Source organism: Gluconobacter sphaericus NBRC 12467, assembly GCF_006539125.1.
Classification (GTDB): Bacteria; Pseudomonadota; Alphaproteobacteria; order Acetobacterales; family Acetobacteraceae; genus Gluconobacter; species Gluconobacter sphaericus.
The window spans coordinates 370,358-386,945 of record NZ_BJMK01000001.1; the positions used below are offsets into that span (position 1 = coordinate 370,358).

13 protein-coding genes are annotated in these 16,588 nt (G+C 63.9%); 5 read left to right on the plus strand and 8 right to left on the minus strand.

All coding sequences use genetic code 11. The features are described 5' to 3' along the window. Nucleotides 1–445: 445 nt before the first annotated feature. Nucleotides 446–2,125 carry a tetratricopeptide repeat protein gene (locus tag GSP01_RS01730; protein ID WP_141349971.1) on the plus strand — a complete coding sequence of 560 codons (1,680 nt, stop codon included), beginning with the start codon at nucleotides 446–448 and terminating at the stop codon, nucleotides 2,123–2,125. On the opposite strand, the gene GSP01_RS01735 is transcribed toward GSP01_RS01730, so the two are convergent. From GSP01_RS01735 to GSP01_RS01750, 4 genes are all read right to left on the minus strand, one after another. Beyond that, entirely contained in the window at nucleotides 2,106–4,955 is a 2,850-nt protein-coding gene (locus tag GSP01_RS01735) for a [protein-PII] uridylyltransferase (protein WP_141349973.1), read from the minus strand. The two genes, GSP01_RS01730 and GSP01_RS01735, sit on opposite strands and share 20 nt — an antisense overlap. A gap of 8 nt (nucleotides 4,956–4,963) precedes the next feature. After that, entirely contained in the window at nucleotides 4,964–7,603 is a 2,640-nt protein-coding gene (gene mutS, locus GSP01_RS01740) for a DNA mismatch repair protein MutS (protein ID WP_141349975.1), read from the minus strand. A 95-nt stretch (nucleotides 7,604–7,698) separates the two neighbouring features. Beyond that, on the minus strand, nucleotides 7,699–9,255 hold the full coding sequence (gene murJ, locus GSP01_RS01745; protein WP_141349977.1) for a murein biosynthesis integral membrane protein MurJ: 1,557 nt from the start codon (nucleotides 9,253–9,255) through the stop codon (nucleotides 7,699–7,701). A gap of 76 nt (nucleotides 9,256–9,331) precedes the next feature. Further along, entirely contained in the window at nucleotides 9,332–9,577 is a 246-nt protein-coding gene (locus tag GSP01_RS01750; RefSeq protein WP_141349979.1) for a hypothetical protein, read from the minus strand. Nucleotides 9,578–9,712: 135 nt separating this feature from the next. Between GSP01_RS01750 and GSP01_RS01755 the strand changes: the two genes are divergently transcribed. Next, nucleotides 9,713–10,072 carry a DUF4112 domain-containing protein gene (locus tag GSP01_RS01755; RefSeq protein ID WP_255320844.1) on the plus strand — a complete coding sequence of 120 codons (360 nt, stop codon included), beginning with the start codon at nucleotides 9,713–9,715 and terminating at the stop codon, nucleotides 10,070–10,072. Here GSP01_RS01755 and GSP01_RS01760 read toward each other — a convergent pair. Then, a complete protein-coding gene (locus tag GSP01_RS01760) occupies nucleotides 10,066–10,560 on the minus strand; it encodes a glutathione peroxidase (protein ID WP_141349981.1) in 495 nt (164 codons plus the stop codon). The genes GSP01_RS01755 and GSP01_RS01760 overlap by 7 nt on opposite strands. 157 nt (nucleotides 10,561–10,717) lie before the next feature. On the opposite strand from GSP01_RS01760, the gene GSP01_RS01765 reads away from it, so the two are divergent. Together GSP01_RS01765 and sodC are read left to right on the plus strand one after the other, a co-directional pair. Next, a complete protein-coding gene (locus tag GSP01_RS01765; protein ID WP_141349983.1) occupies nucleotides 10,718–11,923 on the plus strand; it encodes a NupC/NupG family nucleoside CNT transporter in 1,206 nt (401 codons plus the stop codon). 94 nt (nucleotides 11,924–12,017) lie between these two features. Then, nucleotides 12,018–12,542, plus strand: a complete 525-nt coding sequence (gene sodC, locus GSP01_RS01770) for a superoxide dismutase[Cu-Zn] (protein WP_141349985.1) — start codon at nucleotides 12,018–12,020, stop codon at nucleotides 12,540–12,542. Between the two features lie 9 nt (nucleotides 12,543–12,551). On the opposite strand, the gene GSP01_RS01775 is transcribed toward sodC, so the two are convergent. From GSP01_RS01775 to tsaD, 3 genes are read right to left on the minus strand one after another with little or no spacing between them, the layout of a single operon-like run. Next, a complete protein-coding gene (locus GSP01_RS01775; RefSeq protein ID WP_174787511.1) occupies nucleotides 12,552–13,526 on the minus strand; it encodes an NAD(P)H-dependent glycerol-3-phosphate dehydrogenase in 975 nt (324 codons plus the stop codon). Between the two features lie 2 nt (nucleotides 13,527–13,528). Beyond that, a complete protein-coding gene (locus GSP01_RS01780) occupies nucleotides 13,529–14,368 on the minus strand; it encodes a 23S rRNA (adenine(2030)-N(6))-methyltransferase RlmJ (RefSeq protein ID WP_141349989.1) in 840 nt (279 codons plus the stop codon). Beyond that, a complete protein-coding gene (tsaD, locus tag GSP01_RS01785) occupies nucleotides 14,365–15,462 on the minus strand; it encodes a tRNA (adenosine(37)-N6)-threonylcarbamoyltransferase complex transferase subunit TsaD (RefSeq protein WP_141349991.1) in 1,098 nt (365 codons plus the stop codon). The genes GSP01_RS01780 and tsaD overlap by 4 nt, the downstream gene beginning before the upstream one ends. Nucleotides 15,463–15,505: 43 nt before the next feature. Here tsaD and hemC point away from each other — a divergent pair, with 43 nt between their 5' ends. Continuing rightward, complete coding sequence (gene hemC / locus GSP01_RS01790) at nucleotides 15,506–16,579, plus strand: hydroxymethylbilane synthase (RefSeq protein WP_141349993.1); 1,074 nt, start codon at nucleotides 15,506–15,508, stop codon at nucleotides 16,577–16,579. The last annotated feature ends 9 nt before the right edge of the window (nucleotides 16,580–16,588 follow it).

Genomic DNA, 16,588 nt, shown 5'->3' on the forward strand with positions numbered 1-16,588 from the left:
GGGGCGCTGATTTGCGGTTCCTGGCCTTCAGTAATCGGACTTTTAATGGAGCTCGGGATGTGATTGACCGCGAAAGGTGCGGGCCTTGGGTTGGAAAGCCAGGGTGCAAGTTCATGCTCGACCGGAAAAAGGACGGCAGCGTGCATCAAGAGGGCGGCTTCGACGGTCAGGCACTCGATTGACCATCGGTTATCAGGCATGCGGGAGATGTAATGACCTGAAGCAGTCCGCCGCACCTCGATGGGGAATGTCCGGGTGGTCATTCCCTGTCGGACCGTCGCGTACACCAGACCCGGTACCGGACCTGTTCTCTGTTCAAGATGCATCGTCTGAAAACCTCTGGCATGGTACTTGGATTTACGATTTGACCAAATAACTGTGAAAACTTCGTTAACGTCTGTCTATCTGGATTTTGTGGCAATTTCTGAGCACAAAGAGTTAATTAATGTCTCTGTTTTCTGCCGATCCGACCGAAGCCGCCTTTGTCCGCTTCCGTGCAGGAGACCTCGTCGGCGCGGAGGAAGGTTTTCGTAATATCCTGGCCAGGGAGCCGGGGCAGCCCGACGCCCTGCATGGGATGGCCTGTCTGGCGCGTGCGCGCGGGCAGGATGCTACGGCTATCGCGCTGGTGGGGCTGGCGTTGCAGAAAAATGGCATCTCTCCTGATCGGAAGGCCAGGATGCATATTACGCTGGGGCTTGCGCTTATAGCTCAGGGGCATGCCGAAGCGGCGCGCGCGGCATTGAATGTATCAGTAATTCTGCAGCCGTCCGATCCGCGTGCGCATGCGGCTCTGGGGGAGGCTTTTGAAAGGCTGGGGCGTCGGGGCGAGGCGCGTGCGGCGCTAGAAAAAGCAGTTGCTCTCTCAGCAGATGACACTGTCGTGAGAACGCGTCTCGGAGCGTTATTCCTGGATGACGGGCTGGCGGAGCAGGCAATCGGACAGTTCCGGAAAGTCGTGCAACACAGGCCGCAGGATGGGCACGCGCTGGCTAATCTGGGGGCGGCGTTATTCGTCAGAAATGCGTTCGACGAAGCGGTGACAGTCCTGTCAAAGGCCTGTGAGCAGGGTGCGCGAACTGCGGAGACCCTCAACAGTCTGGGGCTGGTGAAGATGGCGCTGGGCGATCTTTGCGCGGCCTGTGAGACGTTGCAGGAGGCACTGCAACTCCGGCCTTCGGATGGGCGGATCGCCAACAGTCTCGGGACAGTGCTGATGGAAATCGGACGTCTGGAAGAGGCCGAGGCGCTTTTCGGGGCGATTGTGATGCGCGAGAGCGGAGAGGAGGCAGATCGGGCGCGCTTCAACCGTGCGACCATTCTGCTGGGACAAGGGAAGTTTGCGGAAGGTTGGCGGGATTTCGAGAGTCGCCGGTCCCTGCTGCGTCTGGTTTCGGATGTTCCGCAATGGGACGGCTCGACGGGAGAGGAGCCTGTGGCTGTTGTGGGGGAGCAGGGGCTGGGCGATGAGGTGCAGTTTTTGCGCTTTCTGACACTGGCGGCAAAGAGGCGTCCGTTGCGGCTGAGGTTACGGGCTGCTGCGCTGGCGGAACTGATGCCGGAGCTGGATCAGGGGCGGATTTTGCCAGCCGAAGGGCCGGTGGTGGCAGAGGTTAGTCTGCTGAGTTTGCCGGCGGTGCTTGGGATGGATGATGTGCCGTCAACGGAACCGTATCTGGCGGTTTCGGAAAAGCCGGAGGCCAGGCGGATCGGGGTCTGCTGGTCGGGGAATCTGTCCTATCGGTTTGATCGCCGGCGGTCGGTTCCGGTTGGGTGTCTGGACGCGTTGCAGCAGGTTCGTGACGTACGGTTCGTGGCGCTTCAGCCGGGCGATGCGCCGGGCTGGATGGAGCGGGTGTCACTGGAGGCGCCTATGGATCTGGCGCGGGAGGTGGGGCGGTGTGCGCTGGTGGTCAGCGTGGATACGTTGGTGGCGCATGTCGCGGGTGCGCTGGGACGGCCGTTATGGTTGCTCAATCGCGAGGGGGGCGACTGGCGGTGGAAGGATGTGGATTGGTACGGGGGTGTCCGGCAGTTCCGGCCACCCTCCGGCGCGGCGGTTACCGCGGGATGGGAGGCCGTGCTGCGGGAGGTTGCGCAAGCGCTCAGTTCGCGGGTGCAGTGACCGGAGAGCTTGTGAGAGAGGCGAGCAGGGTTTCGCGCAGGCCGGCGAGGCGGACCGGATCGGTGATCTTTATGCCCAGAAGGTCCCGCACATAGAATACGTCCACGGCGCGCATGCCGTAGGTCGTGATATGGGCCGAGGAAATCTGGAGTGACGCGCTGCTGAGGGCGGAGGTGACGTCGTGCAGCAGGCCGGGACGGTCGCGGCCGTTGACTTCGATAACCGTGTGACGGTCTGAAGCCGTATTGTCGATGACGACGCGGGGCGGCACGTGGATCGCGCGCATTCGGCGTGATGTGCTGTGATGGTTGGCGTCTTCGATGCCTTTGCGGATGTCGAGGCGACCTGAGAGGGCCTGTTCCACGAGATGGTTCAGGCGGCCGAGCTGGTGTGGTTCCTCGAAGGAGCAGCCTTCGCCGTCCTGCACCCAGAACGTGTCGAGCGCCATGCCGTCGCTCAGTGTGTGAATGCGGGCGTCGACGATGGATGCGCCTGCTACGGCGAGAGCGCCCGCAATCTGGGAGAACAGGCCCGGATGATCGGCGCAGAGCACTGTGAGTTCGGTGACGCCGCGTTCGGGAATGGGGTAGGCTTCGACCGTGACCGGAGAACGGTAGCGGTCTGAGTCATGGACCATGCGGGCGTGGCGCATCTGCGTGTCGGTGTCGAAGCCGAGCCAGTAGCTCGGATAGCCAAGGTCCAGAAAACGGTCGATGCTGCTTTCTGGCAGGGTGCCCGTAAGGCCGTCACGGGCAAGTTCGCGGGCATGGTTGACGCGGCTGTCGCGTTCGGTGGCGGCCAGTCCGCCCTCCAGTACCTCGGCGACGCGGGAGAAGAGCTCGCGCAGGAGGGTGGCTTTCCAGGCGTTCCAGACCTTCGGGCTGACGGCGCGTATGTCGGCGATGGTGAGGAGCAGGAGGAGACGCAGACGTTCGGGGGACTGGATGGTGTCGGCGAGGTCGAGGATCGTGCGGGGATCGTCGATGTCGCGGGTGAAGGCAGTCTGGGAGAGGAGAAGGTGATGCAGGACCAGCCAGGAGACGGTATCGGTTTCTTCGGGATCAAGGCCGAGCTGCGGACAGATCGTGAGCGCGAGGTCGGCGCCGATTTCGGAATGGTCGCCGCCGCGTCCCTTGCCGATATCGTGCAGCAGGACGGCGACGTAAAGCGCACGTCGGGACCGCAGGTCGCTGGCCAGTGTGTAGGCCAGGGGGATTTCGTCCGCCATGCGACCGGCTTCGATCTGGCCCATCATGCGCACGGCTTCGACGATGTGCTCATCAACCGTATAGATATGATAGCTGTCGAATTGCATCTGCCCGACAACGCGGGACCAGTCCGGTAGGAGGCGGCCGAGAAGGCCGGTTTCGTTCAGGATCGGGAGCCAGAACGGAACGGCTTTGGTTTCGTCTGCACTCGGCTCGCAGAGCAGATCCAGAAAGATTTTCGCGGTTTCGGGATCGTCGCGCAGGGCAACGGCGTGGCGTTCGTTGCGGATAATCTGCTGCATCGCGATGGGATGCAGGGGCAGGTCGTGGCGGCGGCCGCAGTCGAGCAGGCGGAACATCTCGCGGGGCTGCGATGCGAAGGTCACGGGCTCGATGGGGGAGACGCGGCCGGCAATGGTCTGGAACTCTTCGGGGCCGGGGATGATTTTGGGCGGCTCGCCGGTGGTCTGGTCCTGAAGATGCATCAGCACAACGGGTTGCAGCACGCTGGTGAGGCGCACGACATCACGGGCCGTCAGAAAATAGTGCCGCATGAATCGCTCGACGCCGCGCTGGCGGCCGTGCGTGGCATAGCCCATGCGGCCGCCGATGACGGGCTGGACGTCGAAGGTCAGTCGTTCCTCTGCGCGACCGGTGATGTAGTGCAGGTGCAGGCGGACCGTCCACAGGAAGTCCCATGAGCGGCGGGCGCGCAGGGATTCGCGGTCTGTCAGTAGACCGAAGGAGGCGAAGGACGGTGTCTGTGGGGCTTCGGCGGGCTGGCCATTGCGGTCCGGGGTGGAGACGGCGCAACCCAGGGCAGCACGGCCCATCCAGTTCAGGGTTTGCAGGTCGCGCAGGCCGCCGCGGCCTTCCTTGATATTAGGTTCGACCATGTAAGGATTGTCGCCAAATCGGCGGTGACGCTGTTCGCGTTCGGCGATCTTGCCCATGACGAACTCGCAGAGCCGATCGTTTTGCAGATCGATGCCCAAGGCGCAGCGCAGATCGCGGGCGAGGTCGCGATCACCGTGCAGGAAGCGCAGATCGAGAAGGGCGGTGCGGATGGTGAGGTCGCTGTCGGCGTCGCGGACGCATTCGGCGATGGAGCGTGTGGCGTGGCCGACGCGCAGGCCGAGATCCCACAGGGCGTAGAGGATAAATTCGATCCGGGCGGTCATGGCCGGGGTCGGATCACCGGGGATCAGGAAGAGGATGTCGATGTCGCTGAAGGGGGCGAGAAGTCCTGCACCGTACCCGCCGGTGGCGCAGAGACAGAGGGTCTCGCCGGGAGCATCGTGTTTCTGTGCGGCGAGTTCGGCCAGCGCGCAGACTATGTCGTCGGCCTGATGGGCGAGGGCGCGGGCGGCGTCGATTCCCGACATTCTGCGCTTTTCGAACTCGCGACGGACAGTGGCGTTACCGCTGCCGAGATGCCGCCGCAGGATCGAGAGGACGTTCTCGCGGGTCGTTTGCCCCTGTGCCGCAGCCGCGTCGAGAGCGGTTTGCAGGGAGGATGCCGGGTCGCACGAGGGGGGGGCGGTTCGGTCAGACAGGGGCTTATCCGTATCGTCAGCGAAGGAGAGGGAGGGAGTTTCGCCCCAGAAAGAGGTTTCTTTCAAGTGCCGTTTCATAAGGCGAGGCGTTTCAGTTCGTATAGCGCATCCAGCGCGTCCCGGGGAGAGAGTTCATCGGGGTTCAGAGCCCGGAGCGCGTCTTCCAGCGGGGTGGGTGCGGGGGGCGTTATGGTGTCGGTCTGAAGGGGTGTTTCTGGGGGCGTCACGGCTTCGAAAAGCGGCAGCGACGAGCGGGAATCGGCCTGTTCGCGCTCGAACTGGGTGAGGAGGCGGCTGGCGCGGTTAACGACGGCTTGAGGGATTCCGGCCAGTTTTGCGACATGCAGGCCCCAGCTCTTGCGGGCGGCACCGGGGCGGACCTCGTGCTGGAAGATCACTTCGCCACGCCATTCTTTCACGGCCATCGTGTAGGGGGAGAGGCGGGGTAGAAATTCGGTCAGGGCCCCGAGTTCATGGAAATGCGTTGCAAAGATTGTTCGTGAGCCGAGCTGTGTGTGCAGGGCTTCGAGTGTGGCCCATGCGATGGACAGGCCGTCGAGGGTTGCAGTGCCACGCCCGATTTCGTCCACGACGACGAGGGATTTTGGACCGGCCTGATTGAGAATCGCGGCTGTCTCGGTCATTTCGACCATGAAGGTCGAGCGGCCCCGGGCGAGGTCGTCCGCGCCGCCGACGCGTGAGAACAGGCGGTCCACGACGCCGATCTGGGCGGATTTTGCCGGAACGGGAAGACCGGCCTGTGCAAGAATGACGGCAAGAGCGGTCTGACGCAGGAATGTCGATTTGCCCGCCATGTTCGGGCCCGTGAGCAGCATGGCACGGTGTTCGGGCGGCAGGGCGCAGTCATTGGGGATGAAACGGGCATCCGCGCTTCCCGATTCGGCCAGTGCGGCTTCGACGACCGGGTGGCGGCAGGCGACGAGGTTGAATTCCGTGCCGTCCGTGACGGTGGGGCGGCACCATGAGCCGCCTTCCGCGAGCAGGCCGCAGGAGCGCAGGACGTCTGCGAGAGCCAGAAATTCCGCGACATCATCGAGGGCCGGGGTTTGCAGGATACGGGCGCAGAGCTCGGCGAAGATGCGGCGTTCGAGTGCAGAGGCTTTGTCGGCGGCTTCGAGGATGGCGCGGTCCAGGCCGGCGAGTTCTTCTGTCGAGAAGCGGGCAAGACTGGCTGTGCCCTGACGGAAGGACAGCTCCGGGTTGTCGCGGAGTTTTGTGCCGGCTGCGGACGGGACTTCGATGACGTAGCCGAGCTGCGCGTGGTGTTTGATCTTGAGGTTTGAGACGCCGAATTTTTCGGACAGGTCACCCTGCATGTTGGCGATGATGCGGCGGCTTTCGTCACGAAGGCCGCGATAGCGGTCCAGTTCCGTGTTGTAGCCGGGGGCGATGAAGCCACCGTCTTCAATGCGCGCGGGAAGTGTTTCGGCGACGGCAGCCTGAAGCTGTTCCAGCAGGGTGTCGGCGCGGCCGTACAGGCCTGCGGTGAGGGTGCGGATCAGCGTGGGGGTGTTCTGGTCGCAGACGGGCTGGAACAGGGCGGTGATGTCGTTGGCGGCGATTAGCGTGTCGCGGATGGCGGCGAGATCACGCGGCTGGCCGCGACCGGCCGAGATGCGGCCCAGGGCGCGGGCGGGGTCTGGCGTGCGGCGCAGGATGTCGCCGAGTGCGCCGGACAGGCCGGGAATGGATTGGAGCCAGAGCCAGCCGTTCTGGCGGTCCGTGATTGCGGTAGCGTCAGTTAGGGGCGAGGCGAGCCACTGGGCGAGGAGGCGGGAGCCTGCGGCTGTGGCGGTGCGGGTGACGGCGCCGAGGAGGCTGTGTTTCGTCTCTCCGTCGCGGGTGCGCAGGATATCGAGGCTGGCGCGGGTGGCGGGGTCGATGCCCAGGACGCCGTCCGTGCCCTGCGGGATGGGGCGGGAGAGACGCGGGAGTGCTCCGGCCTGACTGCGCTGGACGTAGTTCAGGGCCATGGCGCAGGCGATGGCCTGTTCGGGCGGGAAGTCCCCCAGGGCGTCGATCTGGGCGACGCCATAGGCGCGAGCGACGAGGGTGCGGGCGCTGTCGAGTGTCGGCGGGACGGCGACGGGGGCCAGGCGGGACGCGTAGTCCGGCGGGATCAGGTCGGGTTCGGACAGGATCTCGGCGGCGTCGAGCCGGGCCATCAGTTCCGGCAGGGCGGTTTCGGGGACCGAAGCGGTTTCGAAGGCGCCGGTAGAGATGTCGATCCACGCCGCGCCGATTGTTTTCGTGCGTTTTTCGGGGCTGCGGGCAATGGCGAGGAGCAGGTTGGCGCGTCCGGCTTCGAGCAGTTCGTCTTCGGTCAGGGTGCCGGGGGTGACGACGCGGACGATGGCGCGGGACAGCGGGCCTTTCTGCGGTTTTTCGCCTTTTTTCGGGGGTGTCTGGGTCTGTTCGGCGACGGCGACGCGGAAGCCACGACGGATCAGGCGCGACAGATAGGCCGGGGCGGCGGCGACGGGCACGCCGCACATGGGGATTGGTTCGCCTTGGTGGGTGCCTCGGGCGGTCAGCGCAATATCGAGCGCCATGGCGGCGGCCTGCGCATCGGAGAAGAACAGCTCGTAGAAATCGCCCATGCGGAAGAACAGGAGCGCATCAGGTTCCTGATGTTTGAGGTCGAACCACTGGGCCATCGCGGGGCTGGCATTTTCGGCGGTGGGCAGGGGCATGAAGGTGCCGATGGGTCCGGCCTCCGGGCTGTTACTTCGGGAAGGGGGTGGGAAAATAACGTCTCACCGCCGGTGTGTGAACCGGCGGGATGGGGTCAGCGGGTGCGTCGGCGGTTCAGGCGTGACTGGAAAGCCACGGTGATGTCGCGCAGGTGCACCACTTTGAGGGCGTCGAGCATCACGGCATAGACGAGCATGCCGAAGAGGATCAGGGCTGTCAGCATGCCCAAACGCCAGACGCCGTGCCAGTAGGGGAGGCCCGGGGCGGCGAGTTTTTCGGCGGCGGCGACCCACAGGGCCATCATGATGCCGGCACCGGTGATGCGCAGGGCGCGTCCTTTCAGGAGCGGATCGGCGATGAAGAGTCCGCGCCGGTGCAGGATGACGGCGAGCAGCGTGCAGTTGACGAAGGCGGCGATTGTGCTGGCCAGCGGCGGTCCGATATGGCCGAGTGGGCGATAGAGCAAAAGGTTGAGGACGAGGTTCAGTCCCAGCGTGAAGAAGCCAATGCGGACGGGGGTGACGGTGTCACCTTCGGCGAAAAAGGCCGGGGAGAGGACCTTGATGAGGACGAAAGCAGGCAGGCCGAGCGCGTAGGCCTGGAGGCATTGTCCGGAGAGGATGGCGTCGCTGACGGTGAAATGGCCGTAGCCGAAGAGGGCGGCCATGATGGGAGAGGACAGAACGATCATGCCGATCATGGCAGGGAGCGTCAGGAGCAGCGTGTAGTCGATGGCACGGTTGAGGCTCGAATGGACGGCGGCGCGGTCTTTATTGGCGATGTGGCGCGTTAGAAGCGGCAGGAGAGCCGTGCCGGCTGCCGAGCCCAGAACACCGAGCGGGAGCTGGTTGATGCGATCGGCGAAATACAGAATCGAAGGTGTGCCAACGGGTAGGTGTGTGGCGATGATGGTGTCGACGGTCAGGTTGATCTGGGTGACGCCGGAGCCGACGAGGCCGGGGCCCATGCGGCGCAGGAGGGCGCGCATGTCGGCTGACAGGCTCGGCCATGTCAGATGTGGGGCCATGCCAGCACGTCGGGCGGCCCAGTACAGTGCAGCGAGCTGGACGATGCCGGAAAGCGTCACCCCCCAGGCGCTGACGACGGCGGTGTTGTGCCAGACCAGTGCGCCGAGCAGGATGGCGGCGATGCCGATAATGTTGAAGGTGACATAGGCAGCGGCTGCTGCGGTGAACTTGCCGAGGCCGTTCAGCACGCCGGAGACGAGCGCTGCGCCGCAGATCAGCAGCATGTAAGGGAACGTGATTCGCGACAGGTGCACTGCGGTTTCGAAACGGGTGCCGGTGAGGCCCGAGCCGATGCATTCCACGACCAGCGGCATGAAGATTTCAGCCAGGATGGTCAGTAAAGCGAGCCAGAGCATCAGTCCGGACAAAGCCTGTCCCGCGAAGCGCAGGGCGGACTGATGGCCTTTTGTTTCGTAGCGCTCGGTGAACATCGGCACGAAGGCGGCGTTGAATGCGCCTTCGCCGAAGAGGCGCCGGAACATGTTGGGTAGCCGAAGCGCGATCAGGTAAGCGTCCTGAACGGGGCCGGCACCCAGGAACGCGGCGAGAAGCTGGTCACGAACGAGGCCGAGGACACGCGAAAGCATTGTCCAGCTGCCGACTGTCAGGAAATTGCGAAGCATTTCCTGATCCTAGCCGATCATTCAGCGTCGCGACATATCCTCTGTTCCACGAAAAGTGCGGTGGGACGGATGGGATTTAGCGCAGGACCGTCTCGCGGCTACGCAGGGTCGTTTCGGCTCTGGCGGGCTGTTGGATCGTGGGGCGGATCGCGGCGAGGCCGATGCAGAGCAGCGTGACTTCAAGCATTAGCATGGCGCTGGCCCAGAAGAGGCCGGACAGGCCGAGAAAGGTCGTGACGTGATGAGCCACGGCCGGGGTCAGTGCGCCGAGGGCGGCGACGACCAGAAGGGGCAGGATGGGGCGGAGCGGTGAGTCCTTCATAAATGTCTCCTGTCACATTTCTGACTTGAAGTGTGGCGGCTTTCGATACGGTTGTTCAAGGAAAAAAGACGAACTTTCCTGTCGTTGTTGTGTGATAGGGGGTGCCATGATCGATTTTCAACGATTGCCCTGCCTGTGAGTGTTGCCGAGCTTCGCATGCGGCTGGAGCGGATTCGACGTCTGGCTTGGTTTCTGAACGCTGCCTCGCGGATTCCGGGGCTTCGATTGCGCGTGGGGTTGGATACGCTGCTGGGGCTTCTGCCCGGAGGCGGCGCGCTGATCGGGACGGCGCTGTCGCTTTATATTGTCTGGGAGGGGCGGCGAATGGGTGTCGACCGCCAGACCGTGCAGCGGATGTTGGGCAATGTGGCGATCGAGGCCGTGGTGGGCCTCGTACCGCTGGCGGGGGATCTGTTTGATACGGTCTTCAAGGCCGATCTGCGGAATATTGCGCTGATCGAAGCCGCGCTTGCGGGGCGGCTTGGGGGTCAGTGATCCAGCAGGACCTTGCGGATGGCTTCCTCGACGCGGTTTGATGCGGGTTTGGCCAAGGGTGTGAACCAGTTGGCCAGGTTGCCGTCACGGTCGGTCAGGTATTTGTAGAAATTCCAGCGCGGGCGGGCCAGGAAGCCGCCCTGCTTGTCCAGCCACTGGAACAGCGGCGCGGTTTCAGGGCCGCGCACATGCTGGCGGGCGGTCATGGGGAAACTTACGCCATAATTGCGGTGACAGAAGTTCTTGATCTCTTCGGAGGAGCCGGGTTCCTGCTGGCCGAAATCGTTGGACGGTACGCCGATGATCATCAGGCCTTCGGGATAATCGCGGCCGTAGCGGGACCAGAGATGCTGGAGGTCTTCATACTGTGGCGTGAAGCCGCATTTCGACGCTGTGTTGACGATCAGCAGTGGCCGTCCGCGATAGGCCGAGAGGTCGATCGTGTTGCCGGACAGGCCGGGGAGGCTGAAATCATAGGCACAGGTCATGGGGCTTCTCCCTATCAGTCGGCGGCATCCTAGCGGCTCGGGGGCGTTCAGGCGAGAGAGGAGGGGTGGACAGAACGTGACATGATGGACAGGTTCAGGTCGTTCCGGGTCCGGTTGCGGGTGCGTTGTTCTGTTTTTTGGTGAGGAGTTTGCCTGCGTGATCCTGCGCGTCCTTGTCGGCATGGCCGGTCTTTTGATTCTGGGTGTGCTGCTGTCCACCAACCGCCGGGCCATCGACTGGCCGCTTGTCGGGCGGGCGCTGCTGTTGCAGGTGCTGATTGCGGCTGTGGTGCTGTGGGTGCCTGCGGGGGCGCACGGGCTGCATGTGGTGTCGGACGCGGTGACGAAGGTTCTGTCCTTTGGTGACGTGGGCAGTGCGTTCCTGTTCGGCGGTCTTGTTGGGCCGAAGATGAACGGGCTGTTTGGTAATGACAGTTTCGTTTTTGCGCTGAAGGTCCTACCCGAGATCGTCTATGTCGCAGCGCTTCTGGGGCTGTTGCAGCACTGGGGCGTGTTGCAGTTTCTCTCGCGGATCATTGGCGGGGCGCTGTCGCGGGTTCTAGGGACGACGGGGCTCGAATCGTTCTCGGCGGTGCTGACGATCTTTCTGGGGCAGAGTGAGATGCCGATCGCGCTTCAGACCTGTCTGGCGGAAATGTCGGAAGGGGAACTGGCGACGGTGCTGTGCAGCGGGACGTCGTCGATCGCGGGATCTGTGCTGGCGGGATATGCGTCGCTCGGTGTGCCGATGGAGAACCTGCTGGCGGCGTCTTTTATGGCGATACCGGGCGGTTTGCTGTTTTCGCGCATTCTGTTTCCGGGGCCGCGCCGCTCCGATGCGCAGATTGCAGGCGCAGATCACGGGCATCACAGTATGTTCGAGGCCATTGCGGATGGGGCGATGAATGGTGCGAAGATCGCGGTGGCGGTTGGGTCTGTGCTGATTGCGTTCGTGGGGTTGATTGCTCTGGCAAACGGGCTTCTTGGTGCGGTGGGGCTGTCTTTGGCGTGGATTCTGGGGATGGTGTTTGCGCCGTTTGCGTGGCTGCTTGGGGTGCCGTGGAATGAGTGTGTAGTGGCGGGTGGTCTGCTGGGGCAAAAGATCGCGTTCAATGAATTCGTGGCTTATGTGAACCTGTCGCCGTTGATCCACGCGCATGCGCTGTCGCAGCGGACGATCACGATCCTGTCCTTCGCGCTGTGCGGGTTTGCGAATATCTCGACGATCGGGATCCTGATCGGGGCGTTCGGGAGTGCGGAACCGCGTCGGCGGACGGATGTGGCGTCTCTGGCGGTGCGGGCCGTGGTGGCGGGGACGCTGTCCAATGCGATGAGTGCGGTGATTGCAGGGCTGTTCGTCTGATGTGCGGGCGTGTTCACGAATCTCTGATCGATGGGTTGGCGCGACCCGGATAAGATGCGAATGGTTATCATCTTTTCCTGAAGTGAGCTTCTCCATGCGTTGTTCCGGTTTTCTGACCCTTCTTCTGGCCTCTGTGATGGCTGTTCCCGCTCTGGCCTGTGCAGCGGATCATGTGAGCGGGGAGTTGAAGGGGGCGGACGGCGCCACGCATGGGATTGTGGATGTGACGGGGGCGCCGAAGGGCGTTCTGCTGCGTCTTCAGGTGCAGGGGCTGACGCCGGGCTGGCACGGAATTCACTTCCACGAAAAGGGAAGTTGTGCGGCTCCGAAATTCACCAGTGCGGGGGCGCATGTCCATACGGTGAAGCCGGTTGTGCATGGTCTGTTGAAGGCGGATGCGAATGATGCCGGGGATCTGCCGAACCTGTATGTCGCGGCGGATGGAACGGCGACAGTGGAGCTTTATTCCACGCTGGTGTCACTGAAGGGTGAAAATGGTCTGCCAGCGCTGATGGATGCGGATGGGGCGTCCGTGATCATTCACGCCAAGCCGGACGACTATCAGACCCAGCCGATCGGCGGTTCGGGAGACCGGGTAGCCTGCGCCGTTCTGCACTGAAGCGCGTCGTTATTCCCGGGTCGGGGGGCGGTCCAGGAGAAGGTGGCGCGCTTCCTCGATCGAGACGCCGTCGTTGAGAAGGCGGGTGACGGTTTCGATGATCGGCACCCGCACATTGTGTCTGCGGGCGAGGGCAAGCATGGCCGGCGCGGTCAGAACGCCTTCTGCGACCGTTGTGCGTGAGGCGAGGATGTCTGCCAGCGGGCGGCCTTCGCCAAGTTCCAGTCCGACACTGTAATTCCGGGAGCCGCGTCCCGTGCAGGTCAGGATGAGGTCGCCCATGCCTGCGAGGCCTGCGAGGGTGCTGGCGCGGCCGCCTGTGGCTTCGGCGAGGCGCCCGATTTCAGCGACGGCGCGGGTAATGAGGGCGGCGCGGGCGTTTTCGCCCAGGCCCGCGCCAATTGTGATCCCTGCGCCGATGGCGATGACGTTTTTTGCAGCACCTGCGAGCTGGACGCCTGCGGCGTCATCGCTGGCGTAGAGGCGGAAGCTGGATGTGTTGAGAAGCGCCGTGAGTTTCTGCGCCAGCGTGAGGTCTGCGCAAGCCAGCGTTGCGGCGGCGGGGAGGCCTTTCGCGATTTCGATGGCGAAGTTGGGGCCGGAGAGAACGCCGGTCGGGCGGTTTGGCATGGTCTGCGCGAGGACGTCGAGCGGCAGGAGGGATGTGGCCTGTTCCAGCCCCTTGCAGCAGGTTACGACGGGGACTGCGGGATCAAGCTCGGTCTGAAGGCGGGTGGAGACGTCGCGGGCGGTCTGGACCGGGGTGACGAGCAGGACGACGTCTGCGCTGCGGGGAAAGTCACCTGTGATGGTGACGTTTTCGGGCAGGGTGATGTCGGGTAGGCGGGGGAGGCTGCGGGTTCCGGGGGGGGCGGGATTACGCATCCAGAGGGTCACGTCCGCGCCTGTTGCTGCTGTGGCGCAGGCCAGCGCCGTGCCCCAGGCTCCGGCGCCGATGACGGCAATGTGCGGACGTGTGGTCATGGTTATTCTTCCGCCAGTCGTTCGATGTTGATCTGGATATTTTCGGCGTCGGGGGAACGCAGGCCGGTGGCGAGGGCTTGCAGAATATTGCGGGCGTCGTCTTCGAAGCCGAAGGGGGCGTTGACGACCAGCAGGCCGCAGCCGTTCAGGCGTGACGGATCGACGGGCGGCCGCAGCAGCAACTCGCAGGCGAGCATGTCCCGGATGCCCGCGTCCTGAAGGGCTGTGTAGAACGCACGAACGGGTGTGCGGTGTTTGATTGGGTACCAGACGGCGACGATCCCGGCGCGGAACCGGGTGCGGATCAGGGTGATGGCCTTGGCGCAGCGGGCGAAATCGTCCGGTTTTTCAAACGGCGGATCAATGAGAACGAGACCGCGCTTGAAATCCTTCGGCGGAAGGAGCGCACGCAGCGCCTCGTAGCCGTCACGGTGATGGACGGCGGCTTGCGGGTCTGCATGGAAAAGGCGGCGAAGGGGCCGGACGTCTTCAGGGTGCAGTTCGCAGGCGATGAGCTGGTCTTGCGGGCGCAGTTCGGCGCGGGCGAAGGCTGGGGAGCCGGGGTAGCGGTGCCGGTCCTGCACGTTGGGGCGGACGGCGTCGAGGTAGTCCGTAAGGGGTGCAGGGGCTGGCTGTTCCAGAAGCTGGCCGATGCCTGCGTGCCATTCGCCCGTCTTTTCGGCTTCTTCGGATGACAGGTCGTAACGGCCGCATCCGGCGTGGGTGTCGAGGACGACGAAGCCTGCGGGTTTGCGTTTGAGTGCCTTGATGAGGGCAAGAAGCAGAGCGTGCTTCATGCAGTCGGCGAAGTTTCCGGCGTGGTAGATGTGACGGTAGTTCAAGAGATGTGTTCCGGGGTGGCGGGGGTGCGTTCAGACAGGGGCCAGCGGGGGCGCGCTGCGGTGTCGATTTCGTTGGGTGTCTCGCCCGCATGGAGGCGTTCGAGGGCGGCCCAGGCGACCATCACCGCGTTGTCAGTGCACAGGCGCAGGGGGGGAGCGAAAAAGGGGATGCCGTAATTTGCGGCGACCTGTTCGAGGGCGTGGCGCAGGGTTTTGTTGGCAGCGACGCCGCCCGCAACGACGAGGGCGGTGGCATTCGGAGTGAGGGCGAGGGCGTGCTCGGCGCGGTCGGCCATCACGTCGGCGACGGCGCGCTGGAAGGATGCGGCGACGTCTGCGGCGAATTGACGCGGAAGGGCATCGCGGCTGCCGGTCGGATCCTGTGTGTCGATCAGACGGCTGACGGCGGTTTTCAGGCCCGAGAACGAGAAATCGCAGCCTTCGCGGCCCTTGAGGGGGCGAGGAAGCGCATAGGCATCGTCCCGGCCTTCGGTGGCGAGTTTTTCCAGCGCGGGGCCGCCGGGCCAGCCGAGGCCGAGCATCTTGGCGACCTTGTCAAAGGCTTCTCCGGCAGCATCATCGATTGTGCCGCCGAGACGGACATAACGGCCGGTTTCTTCGACCGAAACGCACTGGCAGTGGCCGCCCGAGACCAGCATTGTCAGATAAGGGAAGTGCAGATCCGCGCCGAGGCTGGGGAGGCGCGGGGTGAGGATATGGGCCTCGATATGGTTCACGGCCATGAAGGGGCGGTGCAGCGCCATGGCCAGTCCCTTGGCGTAGGAGCTACCGACGATCAGGCCGCCGATCAGGCCGGGGCCGGTCGTACCCGCGAAAGTGTCGATATCGGCCAGCGTCAGGGAGGCTTTTTTCAGCACTTCCGCCACCAGCGTGGGCAGGGCGTCCAGATGGGCTCGGGCTGCGATTTCCGGGACAACGCCGCCGAGAATGGCGTGGTCGGTCTGGGAGAGGACGCCTTCGGCCAGGATCGTGCCGTCGTAAGCGAGAATGGCGCAGGCCGTATCATCGCAGGAGGTTTCGATGGCCAGAAGGGGGCGTGTGGGCATGGACGGACGTGTTGCGGGGGCTGACATGGGGCTTATTATGGCCGAGTCTGTCATATCATGACAGTCCTGTATGAATGGGCTAAAGCTGCCGCTCATGAACGCTCCCGTCCTGCCTTCCGAGGCGCTCCAGAGAGTCGCCGCGGAAGCCGTCCGCCGCTCCCATGCCGCTGAGCCGCCTACCGGCCGCAAGCTCCCTCTTCGTGTCGGGTCGCGGGCGTCTCCGCTGGCGCTGGTCCAGACACGGAATTTTCTGACGCGACTGACGCGCTTCTGCCCCGTCCTGCGCGATATGGGGGCGTTTCAGGAATACCAGATCAGTACTGAGGGCGATCGCAATCAGGTGCAGCGTCTGGCGGAAATCGGTGGCAAGGGGCTCTTTGCCAAGGAAATCCATGAGGCGCTGGTGGCCGGGCGGATTGATTTCGCGGTGCACAGCCTCAAGGATCTGGAGACCAATCTGCCACCGGGTCTGGTACTGGCGTGCACGCTCAAGCGCGAAGATGCGCGCGATGCGCTGATTCTGCGGGATCGTGATGTGGTAGTTGATCCGCAGCGTCCTTATGACTGTCTGCCGGAGGGGGCACTGATTGGCTGTGCGTCGGTGCGTCGTCAGGCGCAGATGCTGCATGTGCGGCCCGATCTGCGGTTCTGCCTGTTGCGCGGAAATGTTCAGACGCGGCTGGACAAACTGCGGGCCGGAGCCTGTGAGGCGACGCTTCTGGCACTGGCCGGGCTGCGGCGTCTGGGCATGGAAGACCGTGTGGATGTCGTGCTGGAGCCTGACCAGATGCTGCCAGCTTCGGGTCAGGGTATTGTGGGCGTGACGGTTCGTGAGAGCGATCTGGAACTGCGCGAACTGCTGTCCGCGATCGAAGATCCGGAAGCGCGGGCCGTTTCGACAGCCGAGCGTGCGCTTCTGGCGGAACTCGATGGGTCGTGCCGGACGCCGATTGGTGGTTATGCCCGGATCGAGAACGGTGTGCTCAAGCTGAGCGGCATGATTGCGAGCGAGGACGGGACTTTCCTGCTCCATCGCGAGATCGAGGGTGCGCCGCTTGAAGCGGCCCGTCTGGGTACCGAACTTGCCGACGAACTTCGTCGCGATACGCCAGCCCATATCTTTGATGAAATGAGACGTCCCTGACGTTTACCC